Origin of the sequence: [Clostridium] polysaccharolyticum, assembly GCF_900111595.1 — a bacterium.
GTDB classification, from domain to species: Bacteria; Bacillota; Clostridia; order Lachnospirales; family Lachnospiraceae; genus Clostridium_AI; species Clostridium_AI polysaccharolyticum.
Genome location: NZ_FOHN01000035.1, coordinates 1 through 22181 on the forward strand (window position 1 = coordinate 1; position 22181 = coordinate 22181).

Below are 22181 nucleotides of genomic sequence, written 5' to 3' on the forward strand. Positions count from 1 at the left end.
CAGTAAGGCCCCTTGAAGACGACAAGGTTGATAGGTCAGGGGTGGAAGCATGGCAACATGTGGAGCTGACTGATACTAATAGGCCGAGGGCTTAATCAGGAATTAGGCAGGGATGTAATCTGTACTGTATGCGGTTTTGAAGGTACAGCCTTCTAGGAAGGTTAAGCTTCTTAATATTCCTCGATAGCTCAATGGTAGAGCACACGGCTGTTAACCGTGGGGTTGTTGGTTCGAGCCCAACTCGGGGAGGTTAAAAATTAAATATCTGGCTCCATGGTCAAGCGGTTAAGACACCGCCCTTTCACGGCGGTAACAGGGGTTCAAATCCCCTTGGAGTCATTAAAATTTCTTCTTGACATTTAAGAGGAAAGATGATATAATGTGAAAGTCAGATGGCGACATAGCCAAGTGGTAAGGCATGGGTCTGCAACACCCTGATCATCAGTTCAAATCTGATTGTCGCCTTTAAAAACCTATAGATAATTTCTATAGGTTTTTTGTTTAAATATTTTTATACGAAAGAAAAAGTGAAATATTATTTGGATCAGGCATTTCGAAATAGGAGCTGAGTTATAGGGAGAACATTTGGTCTCCTTTTTTAATTGCAATGAAATTTCTTTATAGACTTATCATTATCAAAAATAAGTTTTGAATATCCCATATAATTTATAAAATGCGGTATAAACAAAGTGAAAATTGCAGAATATGAAAAAGAGTGAAAACAGAGGTTGACATAATATGATATACGTGTTATATTTGCAATAGAACAAATAAAACTTTTGGGAGGCGTATATAATGAATATTAATAAGTTTACACAAAAATCAATAGAAGCAGTAAACAATTGTGAGAAAATCGCCTATGAATATGGAAACCAGGAAATTGTACAGGAGCATTTGCTGCTAAGTCTATTTACAATAGAAGAAGGTCTTATCCCGAAACTTTTAAAGAAAATGGGAGTTGAAATGAACCAGATTGAGAATGAGGTAAGACAATTGTTAGAAAAGCGTCCAAAGGTATCTGGTGGACGGGTTTATATGGGAGAGGATTTAAACAAAGCATTAATATATGCTGAAGATATCTCTAAAAAAATGGGAGATGAATATGTATCCGTTGAACATCTGTTTTTAAGTATAATGAAATATGCTAATCGTGAAGTGAAAAGTCTGTTAAAGCAGTTTGGAATCAGTCAGGAGTCTTTTTTACAGGCATTATCAACGGTTAGGGGGAATCAGAAGGTTACTAGTGATAATCCAGAAAATACTTATGATACGTTAGAGAAGTATGGTTATGATCTGGTGGAACGTGCAAAAGAGCAAAAGCTAGATCCAGTAATAGGAAGAGATCAGGAGATTCGTAATGTAATTCGGATATTATCTAGAAAATCTAAAAACAATCCTGTTCTGATAGGGGAGCCTGGAGTTGGAAAAACAGCTGTTGTAGAAGGACTGGCACAACGAATTGTTCGTGGAGACGTACCAGAGAATCTAAAGGACAAGCGTATTTTTGCATTAGATATGGGCTCTTTAGTTGCTGGTGCAAAATATCGTGGTGAATTTGAAGAACGTTTAAAGGCAGTTCTGGAAGAAGTAAAACAAAGCGAAGGTGAAATTATTTTATTTATTGATGAACTTCATACTATTGTAGGAGCGGGAAAAACAGATGGTGCAATGGATGCAGGAAATATGCTAAAGCCGATGCTTGCAAGGGGAGAGCTGCATTGTATTGGTGCAACAACTTTAAATGAATATAGAATGTATATTGAAAAAGATGCTGCGTTGGAAAGACGCTTTCAGCCAGTTATGGTAGAGGAGCCAACGGTAGAAGATACAATTTCTATTTTACGTGGTTTAAAGGAACGCTATGAAGTATATCATGGTGTTAAAATTACGGATGCATCTATTGTTACTGCAGCTGCTTTATCTAACCGCTATATAAGTGATCGTTTCCTTCCAGATAAGGCAATTGATTTAATTGATGAAGCATGTGCATTGATTAAGACGGAATTAAATTCTATGCCAATGGAGATTGATGATATACAGCGTCATATTATGCAGTTAGAGATTGAAGAAGCAGCACTAAAAAAAGAAACAGATCACATTAGTCAAGAGCGTCTGAAGGAGTTACAATCGGAACTGGCAACATTAAGAGAGGATTTTGCCCTGAAAAAAGCAAAATGGGATGAAGAAAAGTCTAGTGTAGAAAAGGTGCAGAAATTAAAAGAAGAGATAGAGGAACTTCATAATCAAATACAGATAGCTCAGAGAAATTATGACCTTAATAAAGCGGCTGAACTGCAATATGGAAAGCTTCCTGAATTAGAAAAGCAGTTAGTGGTGGAAGAGGAACGTGTTAAGGAAGAAAAAAGAGAGTTAGTTCATGAAAGTGTAACAGAAGAAGAAATTGCAAAGATTATTGCAAGATGGACAGGAATACCCGTTGCTAAATTGACGGAATCAGAAAGAGAAAAAACGCTGCATTTAGATGAAGAACTTCATAAAAGAGTAATTGGACAGGACGAAGGTGTGAGTCTTGTAACAGAAGCAATTTTACGTTCAAAAGCAGGAATTAAGGATCCAACAAAACCAATTGGTTCATTTTTGTTTTTGGGACCAACAGGAGTTGGCAAGACAGAATTGGCGAAATCCTTGGCTGCCAGTTTATTTGACGATGAATCAAATATGGTTCGAATTGATATGAGTGAATATATGGAGAAATATTCTGTGAGCCGATTAATTGGAGCACCTCCAGGATATGTTGGTTATGAAGAAGGTGGCCAGCTGACAGAAGCAGTGCGAAGAAAGCCGTATGCAGTTATTTTGTTTGATGAAATTGAAAAAGCACATCCAGATGTATTTAATGTGCTTCTTCAGGTACTTGATGATGGACGCATTACCGACTCACAGGGACGAACTGTAGATTTCAAAAATACAATATTGATTATGACTTCTAATTTAGGCTCTAGCTATTTATTAGAAGGAATTAGTGAAGATGGAGATATAAAACCAGAGGCACAAGAGAGCGTTATGAATGAGCTGCATGGAAATTTCAGACCAGAATTTTTAAATCGCTTAGATGAGATTATCATGTTTAAGCCTTTGACAAAACAAAATATTAATCGAATTATTGATTTATTAGTTGCTGATTTAAATAAGCGATTAGAAGACAAGGAATTAACATTAGAAGTGTCCGAGCAAGCGAGACTTTGTATAGTAGACAATGCCTATGACCCATACTTTGGTGCTAGACCATTAAAACGTTATGTACAAAAAAATATAGAGACTCTAACTGCAAGATTGATATTACAGGATAAGGTGATGCCACAAGATAAGATATTTATTGATGTAGAAGAGGGAAAATTAGTTGCTAAAGTTAGTTAAAGGAAGTATTAGGGGAAACTTATAAACGTAAATGGTTTCCCCCGAAAAAAATAAACTTCCCTAATTTTAGGAATGCCTTGACAATTTAAACTTCAACATGTTATACTTGCGTTTGAAGCATGAAACTTCGCTCCATACCATTTGGCAGGAGCTTTTTTTATTGAGTTGCTAAAGCAGCAAGTTAGTAAAAAAAGCTCCACAATGGGACGTCAGATAGTATTTAATACGAAGAAACTATTTCGACATAAAAGTGTCTTATATCATCTAATAGGAAGAAATCAGAAGCTAGTATGCCAGAAGGCACTTTGAACGACGTAAATGAACAGAGTAACCACATACGGTTATGAGAAAGGGCAAGATATATGGAAATAAAAACATTTGAAGAGTTTGATTTGGATGCGAAATTACTTCGCGCAATTACAGAGATGGGATTTGAACAGCCAAGTCCAATCCAGGCAAAAGCAATACCAGTAATATTAGAAGGAAAAGACATTGTGGGACAAGCTCAGACTGGTACTGGGAAAACAGCTGCATTTGGTATTCCTCTATTGCAAATGATTGACACAAAAAATAAAAACTTACAGGCGATAGTATTGTCACCAACTCGAGAACTTGCAATTCAGATTGCAGAAGAGTTTCGTAAACTGTCTAAATTTTCTCATGGAATAAAAATACTTCCTATTTATGGTGGCCAGGATATTACAAAGCAGATTCGTTCTTTAAAAGGCGGTGTACAAGTTGTTATTGGTACTCCTGGACGTGTAATGGATCACATGAGAAGACATACACTTAAAATGGAACATGTAAAAATGGTGGTACTTGACGAAGCAGATGAAATGTTAAACATGGGATTCCGTGAGGATATTGAGACTATTTTAACAGCAATTCCAGATGAACGTCAGACGATTCTTTTCTCAGCAACTATGCCAAGGCCAATTATGGATATTGCAAAAAAGTTTCAGAAAAATTCTGAGATTATTAAAGTTGTGAAAAAAGAATTAACAGTTCCTAAAATTGAACAATATTACTATGAAGTAAAACGTAGAAATAAAAACGAAGTGCTTTCGCGGTTACTTGATATTTATGCGCCAAAACTTTCTTTAGTATTTTGTAATACAAAGAAGGGTGTAGATGAATTAGTAGAAGATCTAAAGGGAAGAGGTTACTTTGCAGAAGGTCTTCATGGTGATATGAAACAACAGCAGAGAGACCGGGTTATGAAGCGTTTTCGTAATGGCCAGGCGGATATTTTAGTAGCAACAGACGTTGCTGCAAGAGGTATTGATGTTGATGATGTAGAAGCAGTATTCAACTATGATCTTCCACAAGATGATGAGTACTATGTACACAGAATTGGCAGAACAGGTCGTGCAGGAAGAAATGGTAAGGCATTTAACTTTGTATTTGGTAAGGAAATCTATAAATTACGTGATATCCAAAGATATTGTAAAACAAAGATTGTTGCAAAACCAGTTCCATCTGTTCATGATGTTACAAGTACAAAGATTGAAAAGGTATTAAATCAAGTAACAGAAATGATTGAAAATGAAGATTTAGAAACATTTATCACTTATATTGAAGAGAGAGTAAATCAGGAGGACATTACTTCTATTGATATTGCAGCTGCATTATTAAAGCTTGCTATTGGGCAAGGTGAAAATGCAAATGATGCGACATTTGATTTTGGTGAAACTGGTGCACAGGATGGTATGGTTCGTCTATTCGTTAATATAGGTAAAAAACAGGGTACAAGACCTGGAGATATTCTAGGTGCTATTGCAGGTGAAACAGGAATATCTGGAGATTTAATTGGTACAATTGATATGTATGACCGTTATACTTTCGTAGAAGTTCCAAGAGAATGTGCAAAACAGGTGATTGATGTTATGAAGGATGCTAAGATTCGTGGAAAATCCATTAACATTGAACCAGCAAATTCTAAATAATAAAAGATAAATTTATCCCCAACTGGTTGTGTAAAATATAACAGGTTGGGGAATTTTAATAAAAAAAGCAGTAACCTATTTTTAAATTAAAATATTGAGCAGATTAAAAAAATAGGTGTAGAAGTAGTAAAGACTTCCACACCTTAAGACTCGGATTTTTAATAATTAACCAAAATATCTCTTTAGTAAACCTTCGAATGCTTTACCGTGACGAGCTTCATCTTTTGCCATTTCATGAACTGTGTCATGAATAGCATCTAAATTAGCTGCTTTAGCACGTTTTGCTAAGTCAAATTTACCAGCAGTAGCACCATTTTCTGCAGCTACACGCATTTCAAGGTTTTTCTTTGTGCTGTCTGTTAATACTTCACCAAGTAACTCAGCAAATTTAGAAGCGTGCTCGGCTTCTTCGTAAGCCGCTTTTTCCCAGTAAGCACCGATTTCAGGATAACCTTCTCTATAAGCAACACGGCTCATTGCAAGATACATGCCGACTTCTGAACATTCACCTTCAAAGTTTGCTCTTAAATCAGCCATAATGTCTTCGCTGGCACCTTGGGCAATACCTACAACGTGCTCACAAGCCCAAGTTCTTTCGCCAGACTGTTCCTGAAATTTATCTGCTTTTGCTTTGCAGATTGGACATTCATCTGGTGCCTGATCTCCTTCGTGAACGTAACCGCATACGGAACATACATATTTTTTCATAGTTCATTTCCACCTTTCAATTTCTTTCATTTATAATAATAAAAATAGTAATCATTACTAATATTATTATAATACTCTTTTTTAATAAATATGTCAATGCTTTTTTGGAAATAACTCAAAGAATAAGACAGAAAAAATATCTTCTGTCTTATTTATAAAATTTTTAATGAGCTAGGCAATCCTTACATACACCATAAAAATAAGTGACATGACCTTTAATAGAACCCTCAAAATTCGCAGAGGCGAGCACATTAATATGATCCAGTGATGGAACAGCAATATCTGTTACCTGCCCGCATTTTTTGCATATAAAATGATAATGAGGAGTAATATTGCCATCATAGTGATCACTGCCATCATCAAATGAGATTTTTACAATTTCCGATTGTTCTACTAGAAAGTTAAGGTTGCGGTATACGGTACCTAAGCTGATGTTAGGATACTCAACCCGTAAATCCTCATAGACTTTAGCAGCTGTAGGATGGGAGCTGCTATGTTGCAGGTATGTTTTAATTGCTTCCCTTTGCTTGCTATATTTAATAGTAGACATAACAAAAGCTCCTTTTTACAAATAGTAACTATTATCATTTTATACAAAAGAGGGTTAATTGTCAATGATTGTTTATCTCATCATATATCCGCCACATTTACTACGCTCTTACAAAAGTGATAACTATCAGACTTCGGGTATACAGAAACAGCCACCGTACAAATACGGTGGCTGTCAGAATTTATTTAATTAGCCTGTCCAAGAAAAATGATTTATTCTTTTCTCTGGTAATGTACGTGAAGGAGTTCATGCTCTCTTCCTTTTAAACAGTCGTTTTGATAAAGCTGAGTAATTACTGGGTTTTCTTCGCTGCGTTTGATGACACTTGTTTTATCAGCCTTGTAAAGTCCAGCTGTTCGGTCTAGTTTTTCAGGCTTATGACTGAATGGCTGTCCTGCACCGGCAATACATCCACCAGGGCAAGCCATTACTTCAACAAAGTCAAAGTGATCTTCACCAGACTGAATACGGCGAATAATCTCTTCAGCATTGCCAAGACCACTTACAACTGCAATACGGACTGTTTTATCTCCAAGAGAAATATCAGCAGTTTTAATGCCTTCGAATCCACGGATACCAGAATATTCAATTTCCTGAAGTGATTTATTAGTCTTATCACTAACTACTTTACGAAGAGCGGCTTCTGTAACACCACCTGTTGCACCAAAGATAACACCAGAGCCAGATGCAATAGAAAATGGCATATCAGGTGCTTCTGGTTCAATTTTGGTAAACTGAATGCCTTCTTCTTTAATCATATGAATTAACTCATTGGTTGTAATAACGTAATCCACATCAGGAATACCATTTCTTATGAATTCTTCACGTGCAGCTTCAGATTTCTTAGCCGCACAAGGCATAACAGCAACAGAAACGGTTTCTTTTTCTTCTTCCTTGTCAGCAGGTTTATAGTACTCTTTTAAAACAGCTCCAAACATCTCCATTGGAGATTTACAGGAGGAGATATAAGAAAGCAGTTCTGGGTGTTTGGTTTCTGCATAGCGAATCCAGGCAGGACAGCAGGAAGTGAATAAAGGATATTTTGTATCTCCACTTTCTAGCTTTTTACCAAGCTCAGCCACTTCTTCCATAATAGTTAAGTCAGCACCTACAGAAGTATCAAATACTTGATCAAAACCTAACATACGCATGGCTTTAAAGATTTTTCCCATGGTGTTTTTACCTGGGTTCAAGCCAAATGCTTCTCCAATTGCAACACGGACAGCAGGTGCAACTTGTACTACAACACGTTTAGTAGGGTCGTAGATTGCTTTCCATACTTCCTTAGTGCTTTTCGTAATGGTAATGGCAGCAGTAGGACAGACAGCAGCACATTGTCCACAGTTGACGCAGTCTGTTTCTGCAAGATTCTTGTTAAATGCAGGGCTTACTACCATTTTAGCACCACGGTTTGCAAAACCAATTGCACCTACATTCTGTACCTCATTACATACACGGACACAGTCTCCGCATAGGATACATTTATTAGGATTTCGGACAATTGATTTTGAGGATTTATCAATTTCGTGTTTTGGTTCTTCTTGTTTAAAACGGATTTCCTTTAGACCAAAGCGCCCAGCTAGTAATTGCAGACGGCAGGAACCGTTTTTCTCACAGACTTTACAATCTCCACAGTGAGAGGCTAAAAGAAGTTCCAGAATCATTTTACGATGCTGGTGAAGTTTAGGGGTATTGGTTTTAATAATCATTTTATCTTTAGGTGGTGTTGAACAAGAAGCAATAATGCCCCCCCACTGATCTTCAACAACACACATTCTACAAGCGCCGTATATGGATAAATCAGAATAGTAACAGAAAGTAGGTAAATGAATGCCTGCTTTTTTTACTACCTGTAAAATATTTTTTTCACTATCAAAATCGACACGGTTTCCATCGATTATCATGTATTTAGACATTTGTAAATCTCCTTTCCAGTAGTTTAATCAAAGGTTATACTTCTTTTACAGCGTGGAAAGCACAACCATCTTTACAAGCTCCACACTTAATACATTTTGTGGTGTCAATTGTGTGTGGATTCTTAACAGTTCCACTAATTGCGCCAACAGGACACATTCTTGCACATTTTGTACAGCCTTTACATAGTTCAGGATCAATCTGTAATGTAATAAGAGCTTTACATTGTCCGGCTGGACATTTTTTATCCACTACATGAGCAATGTATTCATCGCGGAAATATTTTAAGGTACTAACAACTGGAGAGGCTGCTGTTTTACCAAGACCACATAGAGCGGTAGCGGAAATGGTTTCAGCAAGTTCTTCTAACATATCAATATGTTCTAAGGTACCACGGCCTTCAACAATGTCATTTAATAATTCTAACATTCGTTTGGTACCTTCACGACATGGAACGCATTTTCCACAAGATTCATTTTGGGTGAAGTTCATAAAGAAACGAGCAACTTCTACCATGCAGCTTTTGTCATTCATAACAACAAGACCGCCAGAACCAATCATTGCGCCGACCTTCTTTAAAGAGTCAAAATCAAGCTTCATATCTAAGTGGTTATTGTCCGCATTCATAACAAGGCATCCACCAGATGGGCCACCAATTTGTACCGCTTTAAAGTCACCGCCTTTTACGCCGCCACCAATATCAAAGATAACTTCGCGAAGTGTGGTTCCCATTGGAACTTCAATTAAACCGGTATTATTTACGTTACCAGTTAAGGCAAATGCTTTAGTTCCATGATTTTTTTCAGGGCCATAACCTTTGTACCATTCAGAACCATTTGTAATAATAGGTGGTACATTACAGAAGGTTTCTACATTATTCAAAACAGTAGGTTTTTCAAATAACCCTTTTTCTACCGTTCTTGGAGGTTTTACACGAGGCATTCCACGATTACCTTCAATAGAAGCTGTTAAGGCACTACCTTCCCCACAGACAAATGCACCAGCACCCTGGCTGATATGTAAGTGGAAGTTAAAGCCTGAGTTTAGTATATTTTCGCCTAAAAGACCAACTTCTTCGGCTTGTTTGATAGCATTGGTAAGTCTGGAAACTGCAAGCGGATATTCTGCACGAACATAAATATAACCGTATTGAGCACCAGTAGCAATACCTGCAATCATCATGCCTTCAATTACTCTATGAGGATCTCCTTCCATCATGCTTCGATCCATAAATGCACCAGGGTCACCTTCATCACCATTGCAGACAATGTATTTTATATCAGAATCCTGACTTGCAACTTGTGACCATTTACGTCCAGTAGGGAAACCACCGCCACCACGGCCACGAAGATAGGATTCAGTTATTTCTGAAACAATTTCTTCAGGAGACATTTCAAATAATGCTTTTGCAAATGCCTGATATCCGCCTACGGCAATATATTCTTTAATAGATTCGGCGTTGATATGTCCACAATGCTCTAATGCAACACGAGTCTGCTGTTTGTAAAATGGTATCTCCTCTTGCTTTTTGTAGATATTACCATCTTTATCATGGTATGCAAGACGCTCAATAATGTCATCATTTAAAATGCTTTTTTCAATGATTTCTTCACAGTCATCAATACTAACCTTTATGTATAACCATCCCATTGGTTCAATACGAAGTAATGGACCCATTTCACAGAAGCCGTGGCATCCGCTTTTCTTTAAGCCTACAGACGAGTCATGAGGTTCTTTTTCTAATTGTACGGAACAGGCAATGCCCTTTTCTTCCATGAGCTGTTTCAGTTTTGCATATATTTCAAGGGAACCGCCAGCAACACAGCCAGTACCAGCACAAATCAGAATTTGCTTATATTGGCAGTTTAATGCCTTTTTATATTGTTCGCGGCATTCATTTAATTCTTTCAATGTATTAATTCTGGTTGCCATCTGCATTTTCCTCCTTTAACTGTTTGATAAGCTCTCTTGCTTTTTCAGGTGTCATGCTTGCGTGTACATGATCATTTACAGTACAGACGGGAGCAAGCCCGCATGCTCCTAAGCAGGAGACGGTTTCTACTGTAAACATTTTATCTTCAGTTGTTGGACAGGCAGCAGTTAAGTTAAGCTGCTTTCTGAACTCCTCCAGAATAGGACCGGACTGTCTAACGTGACAGGCAGTTCCGTCACAAACTTTAATTACATATTTGCCTTTTGGCTGAAGTGAAAAATTTTCATAAAATGTTGCAACACCATAAATTTTAGCTTCACTTACATTTAGGTGTTTTGCAGCATAGGCAAGTACCTCTTCAGGCAGATAACGATAATCTTTTTGAATATCCTGCATTATTGGTATGATAGAAGACTTATTGTAATTATACTTCTGTAAAATTGCATCAATCTTAATCATTTCATCTTGGTCTAGCATAGAAATCTCCTTTCTTTTGTCGAATGATACGGAAATAAAAAAACCAGCAGGTTTTAGAAATTCATTACCGGATCAAAACGTCCTTTTGTTAAAATTATATCATACATTAGCGAAAAAAACTCGACTAATTATATCATATCACGAATAAAATGTTAAATCAAGGAAGGATATAAAGTTAATTTACAATTGACGTTTTGTTTCATTTTTTAATCAATTAAAAATAAAGGTGGAAAATGTAATGGATAATTTAAGTCAAATACATATTTACAACAAATTTTGTATCAGATGTATGGTATAATAGTTAGGATGTGATAGAAAACACCATAAATTCTAAGAGGAAAGCGTATTTTGGATCTTGTAGCAACAGGAAAGAAAAAGGTTCCTCTTTGAAAATAACTATCATGAACTGGGGAAAGGAGCAGATGGGTGGAAGGTTAATTCATAAAAATTAAAAAAGGCAATGGATTTAGGGCAATTGTGTTTCAAAATAGAACAAAAGGGAGGTGTTATGAGGAAAGAACATAGTATGTTAAGTACATAGCTGGAATTATTGCCTTATTATATTAAACGTGCAAGTTATATGCGTTAGGCAGATATTAAAGATAAAGAAAAACAAAGTGACGTGGGGTTTCATTGCTATATTGTAAGATGAGATAACCTGATTTTAATTGGGATTTTAAGCATGTGATAGATGATAGCAGGAATAAAAGAACCCTAAAAAACTTGATTAATCTTGAAAGATACACTATACTATGTATCTTATAAGGTAATGGATTATACTTATAAAGTACAAGTGTCAAATTTCTTGATTGATAATGAAAAGGAAAAGGGATTACTATGGCAAAAAGAAAAAAGAAAAAAAAGAATAAAGTTTTGTCTGCATTTGCGGTGACTTTTAAGTTTACAGTTTTGATACTGTTTGCAGTTGTTTTAGTGGGAGGAGGTTTCTTCTACTTTAAATATGGACGAGGCATACTTAAGCTGCAGTCAGAAGCAAGAGCGCTGGTTAAAGAATCTACTGTAGATACATTTAAACAGTCTCAGACAAGTACAGTATATGATTATAAAGGTGAGGAACTTTTAACTCTTTCGGGTGAGAAGAAGCTGTATTACCTCAGTTATGATGAAATACCTGATTTTGCTAAGAAAGCAATGATTTCAATAGAAGATAAAAAGTTTACGACACACAAAGGTGTGGACTACAAGGCAATCGTCAGGGCATTAGTTGCGTATGTTAAGAACAAAGGTGAGATTAAGCAAGGAGCCAGTACAATTACACAGCAGCTGGCCAGAAATATATTTCTAAGTTATGAAGTAAGCTGGAGCAGAAAAATTAAGGAAATGTTTGTGGCTATGGACTTGGAGCGGAAATATTCCAAGTATCAGATACTTGAGTTTTACCTTAATAATATCTATTTTTCAAATGGATATTATGGCATAGAGGCAGCTAGCCGGGGATATTTTAATTGTCCGGCAGTGGAGCTTAGTTTGTCTCAGATAAGTTATTTGTGTGCAATACCAAATAATCCAACATTGTATAATCCAGTTAATAACCCTGAAAATACAATAAAGCGCCGCGATAGAATCTTAAAGCAGATGTTAGAGGATGGCTGGATAGGACAGTCTGAATATGATAAAGCAGTGGCAGAAAAGGTAGTGGTTGATGTGAAAAATTCAACCAAAAAGGAAAACTATGTAACTACATTTGTTTTATATAGTGCAACAAGGGCATTAATGGAGGCAAATGGATTCCAATTTGAAAACTCTTTTGAAACGACAGCGGATCAGGATGCTTATAATGAAAGATATGATGAGCAGTACAATGAATGCTCTAAGAGTTTGTATAGTGGAGGATATCAGATCTATACATCTATTAATATGGAACATCAGGATAAGTTACAGGAATCAGTAGATGAGACCTTAAAAGATTTTACAGATACCAATAAAGAGGGAACTTATTTGATGCAGGGAGCTGCTGTCTCGATTGATAATGCTACTGGGCGAGTTGTTGCAGTAGTAGGTGGCAGAAAGCAGGATATCAATGGCTATACATTAAACCGTGCATACCAGAGTTACAGGCAGCCAGGTAGTTCTATTAAGCCATTAGCGGTATATACCCCGGCATTTGAGAATGGTTATACCCCAGACAGTGTTAAGAATGATCAGAAATTTGAAGGTGGCCCTAGAAATTCAGATGGAACTTATCTTGGAAATATTACATTAAGAAAAGCAGTTGCTAAGTCAAAGAATACCATTGCATGGCGTTTGTTCGAAGAGATTACACCTACAATAGGGCTTTCTTATCTGAAGAATATGAACTTCCAGAAGATTGTATCAAGGGATTATACAGCTGCAGCATCATTAGGTGGATTGACCTATGGTGTTAGTCCTGTGGAAATGGCGTCAGGATTTGCAGCAATTGAGAATGATGGAGTATACCGTGTTCCAACATGTATTATAAAAATAACCGATTCAGATGGAAAAGAGCTTGTGCCTGATGAGATAAAAGAGAAAACGGTTTATTCCCAAAATGCGTCTCGTATGATGGTCAGTGCACTGCAAAGCGTTATGACAGAGGGAACAGGTGCAGGTTTAAGACTACAAGGAATGTCCTGTGCTGGCAAAACAGGAACTACGAATGATAAGAAGGATGGATGGTTTGTTGGATTTACTCCGTATTTTACAACAAGTGTCTGGATAGGATATGACAATCCTACTTCTATTCAAAGCCTGACAGGAGCAAGCTATCCTGGAACTGTATGGAAGAATTATATGTCTTGGGCAAATGAGGGACTACAGGATAGCGGTTTTAAAAAATATAAAGGTGCAGTATCCCATAAGCCTCAAGAGACTGTTAAACCAGATGACAATAAGGATAAGGATAAGGAAGAGGCAAAAGAGGAAGAAGAGAATGCAGAGGTTAAGCCAAGTGAAAAACCTTCTATGGAGGAAGTAGAAAAGCCTTCGAAAACACCGGCATCTCCGAAACCTAAGCCTTCGAAAAAGCCAGAGCCTAGCGAAAAAGAAGATGACGGTTCTGATGAATATGGTGGAGATGATATTCCAGATCAGGATCCAGGCTGGGATGAAAGTGAAAATAATCAGCCAGGAGCAGAAGTGCCAGATAATAGTGAAAATGAAAACGAAGAGATGGAACAGGCAGGTTAAATGATAAGAACCGTATGAAGGGAGACCTTTACATACGGTTCTGTGAGAAGTTTGAGGTGGGATTTCTTTTGCTTGCTTGACTGGGAAGTCGGCAGATAAAAATGATTATCTGCCGACTTCCCGATTGCCAGGCTTATCGCTGGTTATATTTCTTTAAAACCGCCTGGATACGTTCTGTAGGATTTAACAAATCACTAATAGAAGCATCGTGGTTTAATGTATCAATTAATAACGCAATATATTTGCTAATATCAACGCTGATATAATAATCTTTTGTTAATAGTTCTTCTGGCTGATATACAAGGTTTGTTGTTAGGACTTTATAGATAAGGCCTTCTTCAACTGCTTTATCAAATTTTTCTAATCCATTTGTAAATAAGCCAAATGTACAAGCAATAAAGATTCTTCCTGCTTTGCGGCGTTTTAATTCAGTTGCAACATCAATCATGCTGTCACCTGAAGAAATCATGTCATCAATAATTAACATGTCTTTTCCTTCAATATCTGTTCCTAAGAATTCATGTGCAACAATAGGATTGCGTCCATCTACAATCCTAGTATAATCTCTTCTCTTATAGAACATACCCATATCTACACCAAGGACATTTGCATAGTATACAGCACGAGACATACCACCTTCATCAGGACTGATTACCATCATATGTTCCGCATCCATTTTAATATCTGGAACATTTTTAAGTAAAGCCTTAATGAACTGATAAGTAGGCTGAACGGTTTCAAAACTTTTTAGAGGAATAGAGTTTTGAACTCTTGGGTCATGTGCATCAAAAGTAATAATGCTTTCTACACCCATGTTTGTCAACTCTTGCAGTGCTAATGCACAGTCAAGTGATTCTCTGGAACTACGTTTGTGCTGTCTGCTTTCATATAGGAAAGGCATGATAACGGTAATTCTACGGGCCTTACCACCAACAGCTGCAATAATTCTCTTTAAATCCTGATAATGGTCATCTGGAGACATGTGGTTTGTATGTCCACAAACACTATATGTTAAACTGTGATTACATACATCAACGATTAGGTATAAGTCGGAACCACGAACAGATTCTTTGATTACACCTTTTGCTTCACCAGAACCGAAACGAGGGCAAGAAGCCTCTAATAAGTAAGAATCTCTCTGATAGCCTGCGAATGCAATTGTAGTCTTATGTTCATTGTTTCGTTCGTTTCTCCAGTCTACGATGTAATCATTTACCTTGTTACCTAAACTCTGGCTGCTTTCCAGTGCGATAATTCCTAGAGTTCCAACAGGTATTGTGTTAAATATTTTTTCTTGCTGTGACATTGCATTTCCTCCATAAAAATATATTAAGTTATTTAAAAAGTGCTCTAAATGTAAGATTATCCAGTTATATTTTATATCATTTTCCGTTTATTTCGTCAAGGTGCAATTATTTTTTTAGGCGAATATCATCACCAACTATTTTCAGTAATTTGTAATTGCTTGTAATTCGTGAGAAGACACGTTCATTGTATAGTCTTTTCATGTCATCAATAGACAGATTAGTTGATATAATAGTGGATTTACGGCTTAAATAGCGCTCGTTAATGATAAGATAAAGCTGGGATGAAATAAACCCGCTGTTTAATTCAGTACCTAGGTCGTCGATAATGAGCAGATCGCAATTCATAATTCCTTGAAATTGTTCCTCTGTTTCAAAGTTTTCCTTAGATTTATCAAAAGTATTCTTTTCTAAAATGCTAAAAAGCTGGAATGCGGTCAAATAAATAACCGTATGGGCCGTATTAAGCAGTTCTCTTGCAATACAGTTGGTTAAAAATGTTTTTCCTACTCCAGGGTTCCCATAGATCAGAAGGTTCTCATAGGAATCGTTGAAGTTTTTAATAAATGAGATACATTTACTAACCACACGTTTCATATTGTCATACGGGGAAAGTTTCGTTGTTTTCTCAATATAATTTTTATCATAATAATCAAAAGTGAAAGTATCAAAATTTTCCGCTTCAATAGCACGTCTGATATTTGACTGGGAATACAAAAGATCTACGATTGCCTGTTTGAAACACTGGCATTTTTCTTTTCCTACGTATCCCGTGTCCTTACACATAGGGCAGGTATAGTCAGGTGTTAAATAATCCTTTGGAAAACCGTGGGCAGCTAGGAGTGCTTCTTTTTCAGAAGATAATTCCTGGATTTTTAGCTTGAGTTTTTTCAAGGCGTCAGGATCTCCGCTTAATGCAAGCTTTGCAGAAGCAACAGACTGTTCTGCGATTTCTGCATCGAATTCATGAAGCTGAGGAATTGTCTTATATGCAAGCTCCTGCTTCTTTTCCAGAGCATGACGGTTTGCGATCTGGCGTTCATCGTATGCCCGCAGGATTTTGTTGTATTGAAAGTTTTTTAATCCCATAATTATACTCCTAAACTATTATTTGTTTAATAGGCGCTGTTCTAAATCAGAGATATATTCTTTGGAATAATCTCTTTGCTGGAAATTATTAAACTGATTTTTTGGATTTGGTCTGGTTTCGTTCTGTTTTGTGGTATTTTGAGTAAATTTCTTTGCCCGCTGTGAATGACTTGCATCGAGGGCATCAATATCAGAACGTTTTTTTACGTTATGCTTATGCCAGTTTTCAATGATTCCGTCTGTATATTTAAAATCCGGTTTACCAGTACGGAGTAAAGCACGGTTACAAGCTTCTACAATAATGCTGATATCAAAACCATACTCCTGGGTCCATTTTGAAATAAACTGTTTTTCAATTGCTCCAGGCATACGGTTTAAGCCAAATGCCTTACTGATTGCCTGATAAACGGCATTGTATTTAGCAGAGGATGCTTCTGCCTTTTCAACAGAATCGATCCCTTCTTCTGCCCATTTTACAGCAACTGCTTCAATATAAGAAGCGTGGGTTTTTTTATTCTGTACTACACAGTAATCATAAAGATGTACGATTAACTCTACAGTAAAGTTTAAGTTTTCATATAAAAATAAAATCAGCTGAACATCTGTAGGTGTAAGCAGACGGCCTAAAAAGTTTGATTCGATAATAGTCATAAGCATTTTCACATCATCTGTTTCTGTAAGTTCAGAAATTTGAGTCTGTGTATAGACTGGACGCTCGGTTATTTTTTTTGGTTCTTCTATTACGGTTACAGTTGCAGCAGTTTCTTTCATGAAGGCATTTGCTAAAGGAACTGGTTCCGACACATTTTCTAGGGGCTGGGAGTCTGTTTTTTCAGTATCAAGGTAAGTAATTTCTGAAATGTTCCCATTAGAATCTTTTTTAAGAGAAACAATTCCTTCCTTGCTCCAGTAGTTTAATGCTCGGATAATATCGGTTTCCGTACAATCAAAATGGTCAGCAATCTGGGGAATGCCAAATTCCATTGTGCCATCGGACATACATCTTAACAAATAGATGTAAATTTTTACATATTCCCCATTAGCACGAGGCATATAGGAGTCAATGAATGTATTAGAAATCACAGTTGTTTTCGCTGCATGATTTGAGTTTAATTTAATTGTATTCATCTCTACACCTCATCCGTTCTTTAAAGTATCAACATTATAGCACAGTTGCAGAAAACTGCAAATAGCACATCAATGGAATTATTGACAAAAGAATTCACATTTAAAATGTGGATAAAGTGGATAACTATGTTCTTAACTTTTCATTTTCTCTTACAAAATAAGCCAAGCCTTTATTTTATAAGGTTTTTAAGAAGTTAAAGTAAAATTAATAAAATCCACAAATGGTCAAAAAGATATCCACAATGCTAACAAAATGAAAATGTTGATAACATTGTGGATAAAGTGGATAACTATTTTGAAGTTAGATGCTCGCCAATTAATACAACGTCTCCAGCACCCATAGTTATTAACATGTCACCGTTAGTACATTTTTCTTTGACAAATTCTTCAATCTCCTGGAAAGATGGAAAATAGTAGACTTCTGTTCCAAGAGCTTCTAGTCTGGCAACAATATCTTGTGAAGAAATATCACCAGGATCTTTTTCTCTTGCTGCATAGATATCAGTCAGGATTACTTTATCGGCGAGAGAGAGGGCCCCAGCAAAATTGTCTAAAAAGGCTCTTGTTCTTGAGTAAGTATGTGGCTGAAAGATTACCCACAAGTTTTTATGTGGATAATTTTTAGCAGATTTCAATGTTGCTTCTATTTCAGTTGGATGATGTGCGTAATCATCAATTACGGTTATTCCGTTAAACTCACCTTTTTTCTGGAATCGCCGTTCTGTCCCAGTAAACTGGAATAAACCTTCCTTTACTATATTTAAAGGAATATTTAATTCTAGACTTAGTGCAATAGCAGCAAGGGAGTTGGAGACATTATGTTCACCAATAACGCTTAATTGTATTTTATCAATAAATGTTTCATTTCTATATAAATCATAACTTCCACGTCCTAGGACATCGTATTGAATGTTTTGAGCATTATAGTCATAGTCAAAAGAATTTAATCCATAATTCACAACATTACATTCTATGTCAGATACAAACTTTTTATAATCTGAAATTTCTGAATTTAAAACTAATAAGCCATCTTTCGGAATGCGTTTTGCAAATTCATGAAAAGAGTGTCTGATATCATTTAAATCCTTAAAGAAGTCCATATGGTCAGCTTCGATATTCAGTATGATTCCGGCAGTTGGATAGAACTTTAAGAAGCTGTTGGTATATTCACATGCTTCGGTAATGAAGTTATCTGATTTTCCTACACGGATATTGCCATTAATAATATCTAAAATTCCACCGATAGATATTGTAGGGTCCATATTTCCGCTTAAAAAGATATGAGAAAGCATGGAAGTTGTTGTTGTTTTTCCATGAGTACCAGAAATGCTAATGGCATTTTTGTAATTTTTCATTATCTGGCCTACCATTTCGGCACGATCCATCATAGGAATTCCTGAATTAACAGATGCAATATATTCAGGATTATCTTTATTTATCGCTGCGGTATAAACAATTAAATTAATATCTTTTGTTATATTTGTTTCACTTTGTCCATATACTATATGTATACCAAGTGATTGCAAATGATTGGTGATTTTTGATGGCTGCATATCAGAACCGGAAATGGTGAATCCATAGGAGTGAAGCAATTCTGCAAATCCACTCATGCTAATGCCGCCTATTCCGATAAAGTGAATATGAATTGGCTTTGTGAAATCAATATTATACATAAATATCCTTCCTATCTTGCTCTTTATAATGTTATTATGAGCGTTCTAAAGATATTATAATCAATTAACATAAAAATACAAACATAATTTTAATGATATATTTAGGTATATTTAGTTTGACAGGAAGCATAAATCATATTAGTATTATTAATATTTATATAATTTGCTATAAAAAAAAATAAATATTGCAAAAAATTAGTGAAAATTATTCACATTTGTATAAATTAATGGTATAATATAATACATTAAACAACAAGGGGGGATTGCGTGATTAAGAAGGAAATGATTGCAATGTTGCTTGCTGGGGGACAAGGTTCACGACTTGGTGTTTTAACTGCGAAGGTTGCGAAGCCTGCTGTAGCTTTTGGGGGAAAGTACCGTATTATTGATTTTCCATTGAGCAATTGTATCAATTCAGGAGTTGACACCGTAGGTGTACTCACCCAATATCAACCATTACGTTTAAATACACACATAGGTATAGGCATTCCATGGGATTTGGATAAAAATATCGGTGGCGTATCCATATTGCCACCATATGAAAAGAGTACAAACAGTGAGTGGTACACCGGGACTGCAAATGCAATTTTCCAGAATCTGGAGTATATGGAGTATTATAATCCGGAGTACGTGCTGATTTTGGGTGGAGACCACATTTATAAGATGGATTATGAAATTTTGCTTCAATATCACAAAGAAAAGAAAGCAGATATTACATTAGCTACTATACCAGTACCGATGGAAGAAGCCAGCAGGTTTGGAGTAGTTATTACCAATGAGGACAAACGCATCTTAGAATTTGAAGAAAAACCACCAAAGCCAAGAAGTAACTTGGCATCAATGGGAATATACATATTTAGCTGGCCGCTTTTAAAAGAAGCATTGCTTGCTTTAAAAGATCAGCCAAGCTGTGACTTTGGAAAACATATTATTCCTTACTGTCATGAAAAAGGCAGCAGGATTTTCGCTTATGAGTACACGGGATATTGGAAAGATGTTGGAACTCTGGGTTCCTATTGGGAATCCAATATGGAATTAATAGATCTTGTGCCAGAATTCAATTTGTATGAGGAGTTTTGGAAAATTTACACAAAAACGGAGAAGATTCCGCCTCAGTATATTGCTGATTCGGCAGTGATAGATAAGGCGATTATAGGTGAATCTGCTGAGATTTACGGAGAAGTGCACAATTCAGTAATAGGGTCTGGTGTTTATATAGCACCTGGTGCTGTTGTACGGGATTCCATCGTTATGGCTTCAACTTCTATTGGGGAAAACACCGTAGTTAATAAGGCAATTATTGCAGAAGGAGTACAGGTTGGAAGTAATTGCCAATTAGGAATTGGAGAAGAAGTTCCTAATAAAGAAAAACCAGATATATATTCATTTGGACTAGTGACAATAGGGGAAGATTCTATGATACCAAATGGAGTAAAGATAGGCAAAAACACTGCCGTTTCTGGCGTTACTGACTTTGCAGATTATAAGGATGGTATATTAGAAAGCGGTGGGACGTTAATCAAGGCAGGTGAAAAGCTATGAGGGCAATAGGAATAATTTTAGCTGGCGGTAATAGCGCAAGAATGAAACAGTTATCCAATAAACGGGCAGTTGGGGCTATGATGATTGCTGGTGGATACCGTAGTATAGATTTTGTCTTAAGTAATATGTCAAATTCACATATTCAGAAAGTAGCAGTTTTTACACAATATAATGCTAAGTCATTAAATGAACATTTGAACTCATCAAAATGGTGGGATTTTGGTAGAAAGCAAGGAGGACTTTATGTATTTACTCCTACCATTACAGCAGATAATGGTTTCTGGTATAGAGGAACCGCAGATGCGATTGCCCAGAACCTTAGTTTTCTAAAAAACAGTCATGAGCCTTATGTAGTCATTGCCTCAGGTGATGGTGTATATAAAATAGATTATAATAAGGTGTTGGAATATCATATTTCCAAGAAAGCAGACATTACAGTTGTGACAAAACAGCTTCCTGAAGAGGAAGACGCACACCGGTTTGGTGTAATTAAAACAGATGAGGAGGGTAGAATAACAGAGTTTGAAGAAAAGCCTATTATAACAAGTGCTAATACAGTTTCTATTGGTGTCTATGTTATTAGAAGAAGGCAGTTAATAGAATTGATTGAAAAGGCTGAACAGGAAGAAAGACATGATTTTGTCAAAGACATTTTGATTCGATACAAAGGGGTTAAGAGAATATACGCTTATAATATGGACAGCTATTGGAGAAACATCGCTTCAGTTGACTCCTATTATAAAACAAACATGGATTTCTTGAAGAAGGATATAAGGGATTACTTCTTTAAGCAATATCCTGATATCTATTCAAAAGTAGAAGATTTGCCTCCTGCAAAATACAATGCAGGTTCAACGGTAAAGAACAGCTTGGTTTCTAGTGGTTGCATTATAAATGGAACAGTAGAGAATTCAATTTTATTTAAACAGGTATATGTAGGTAACAATTGTACAATTAAGAATTCAATTGTTTTGAATGATGTATATATTGGAGACAATGTATACATTGAAAATTGTATCGTGGAAAGCAGAGATACAATTAGGGCCAACACCACATATGTTGGTGAGCCGGATAATATTAAGATATGAGCTGGTATAATAAAGTTGTAACACCTTGGCATAGAATTCTGATATAATCATAATAATTCAATCAAGGAGTAACAAATATGGCTAACTATAATAAATATGATCCTGAATTAAAGGAAAAAGTTTTACACCTCTATCTGGAAGAGGGTCGTACAAAAAAAAGCCTTACAGAAGAATACCATCTTGGACAAGGCACAATCACTTACTGGATACAACAGCGACGTAAAGAATGCCAAACAAATACAACCGTAAAGGAACAGACAGACGCTTATGAAGAAAATAAAAG

General features: G+C 36.2%; 15 protein-coding genes, 3 tRNA genes and 1 rRNA gene. 10 read left to right on the top strand and 9 right to left on the bottom strand.

The genetic code is table 11. The features are described 5' to 3' along the window. From BMY85_RS14175 to BMY85_RS14200, 6 genes are all read left to right on the top strand, one after another. Positions 1-99: ribosomal RNA gene (locus tag BMY85_RS14175) — 23S ribosomal RNA — on the top strand; the annotation flags it as partial. 78 nt (positions 100-177) lie between these two features. Beyond that, positions 178-249 (top strand) — tRNA-Asn (locus tag BMY85_RS14180). Between the two features lie 18 nt (positions 250-267). Next, positions 268-339: transfer RNA gene (locus BMY85_RS14185), tRNA-Glu, on the top strand. A 55-nt stretch (positions 340-394) separates the two neighbouring features. Further along, positions 395-465: transfer RNA gene (locus BMY85_RS14190), tRNA-Cys, on the top strand. A gap of 330 nt (positions 466-795) precedes the next feature. Further along, positions 796-3378, top strand: a complete 2583-nt coding sequence (clpB, locus tag BMY85_RS14195; protein ID WP_092478924.1) for an ATP-dependent chaperone ClpB — start codon at positions 796-798, stop codon at positions 3376-3378. A 362-nt stretch (positions 3379-3740) separates the two neighbouring features. Further along, a complete protein-coding gene (locus BMY85_RS14200; RefSeq protein WP_092478925.1) occupies positions 3741-5324 on the top strand; it encodes a DEAD/DEAH box helicase in 1584 nt (527 codons plus the stop codon). Positions 5325-5489: 165 nt separating this feature from the next. On the opposite strand, the gene BMY85_RS14205 is transcribed toward BMY85_RS14200, so the two are convergent. From BMY85_RS14205 to nuoE, 5 genes are all read right to left on the bottom strand, one after another. Then, positions 5490-6032 carry an NADH peroxidase gene (locus BMY85_RS14205; RefSeq protein WP_092478926.1) on the bottom strand — a complete coding sequence of 181 codons (543 nt, stop codon included), beginning with the start codon at positions 6030-6032 and terminating at the stop codon, positions 5490-5492. Between the two features lie 163 nt (positions 6033-6195). Continuing rightward, on the bottom strand, positions 6196-6582 hold the full coding sequence (locus tag BMY85_RS14210) for a Fur family transcriptional regulator (protein ID WP_092478927.1): 387 nt from the start codon (positions 6580-6582) through the stop codon (positions 6196-6198). A 212-nt stretch (positions 6583-6794) separates the two neighbouring features. Next, positions 6795-8498, bottom strand: a complete 1704-nt coding sequence (locus BMY85_RS14215) for a [FeFe] hydrogenase, group A (protein WP_092478928.1) — start codon at positions 8496-8498, stop codon at positions 6795-6797. A 34-nt stretch (positions 8499-8532) separates the two neighbouring features. Then, entirely contained in the window at positions 8533-10428 is a 1896-nt protein-coding gene (locus BMY85_RS14220) for an NADH-quinone oxidoreductase subunit NuoF (RefSeq protein WP_092478929.1), read from the bottom strand. Then, positions 10412-10906: an NADH-quinone oxidoreductase subunit NuoE gene (gene nuoE / locus BMY85_RS14225; RefSeq protein ID WP_143066400.1), complete on the bottom strand. Its 495-nt coding sequence runs from the start codon at positions 10904-10906 to the stop codon at positions 10412-10414. Before nuoE ends, BMY85_RS14220 begins: the two co-directional genes overlap by 17 nt. An 837-nt stretch (positions 10907-11743) precedes the next feature. Between nuoE and BMY85_RS14230 the strand changes: the two genes are divergently transcribed. Beyond that, positions 11744-14074, top strand: a complete 2331-nt coding sequence (locus BMY85_RS14230) for a transglycosylase domain-containing protein (RefSeq protein ID WP_092478930.1) — start codon at positions 11744-11746, stop codon at positions 14072-14074. A gap of 133 nt (positions 14075-14207) precedes the next feature. Here the strand turns inward: BMY85_RS14230 and BMY85_RS14235 are convergent, their stop codons facing one another. From BMY85_RS14235 to murC, 4 genes are all read right to left on the bottom strand, one after another. Then, entirely contained in the window at positions 14208-15380 is a 1173-nt protein-coding gene (locus BMY85_RS14235; RefSeq protein WP_092478931.1) for a ribose-phosphate pyrophosphokinase, read from the bottom strand. A 106-nt stretch (positions 15381-15486) separates the two neighbouring features. Next, positions 15487-16467 (bottom strand): ATP-binding protein, encoded by a 981-nt coding sequence (locus tag BMY85_RS14240; RefSeq protein ID WP_092478932.1) that lies wholly within the window; start codon positions 16465-16467, stop codon positions 15487-15489. An 18-nt stretch (positions 16468-16485) separates the two neighbouring features. Further along, on the bottom strand, positions 16486-17595 hold the full coding sequence (locus tag BMY85_RS14245; RefSeq protein ID WP_092478933.1) for a DnaD domain protein: 1110 nt from the start codon (positions 17593-17595) through the stop codon (positions 16486-16488). Positions 17596-17885: 290 nt separating this feature from the next. Next, positions 17886-19268 (bottom strand): UDP-N-acetylmuramate--L-alanine ligase, encoded by a 1383-nt coding sequence (gene murC, locus BMY85_RS14250; RefSeq protein ID WP_092478934.1) that lies wholly within the window; start codon positions 19266-19268, stop codon positions 17886-17888. Between the two features lie 267 nt (positions 19269-19535). On the opposite strand from murC, the gene BMY85_RS14255 reads away from it, so the two are divergent. The 3 genes from BMY85_RS14255 to BMY85_RS14265 all read left to right on the top strand — a co-directional run. Then, a complete protein-coding gene (locus BMY85_RS14255; RefSeq protein WP_092478935.1) occupies positions 19536-20810 on the top strand; it encodes a glucose-1-phosphate adenylyltransferase in 1275 nt (424 codons plus the stop codon). After that, on the top strand, positions 20807-21898 hold the full coding sequence (glgD, locus tag BMY85_RS14260; RefSeq protein WP_092478937.1) for a glucose-1-phosphate adenylyltransferase subunit GlgD: 1092 nt from the start codon (positions 20807-20809) through the stop codon (positions 21896-21898). Before BMY85_RS14255 ends, glgD begins: the two co-directional genes overlap by 4 nt. A 77-nt stretch (positions 21899-21975) precedes the next feature. Continuing rightward, the coding region (locus BMY85_RS14265; protein ID WP_143066401.1) for a transposase at positions 21976-22181 on the top strand (206 nt) is incomplete at its 3' end.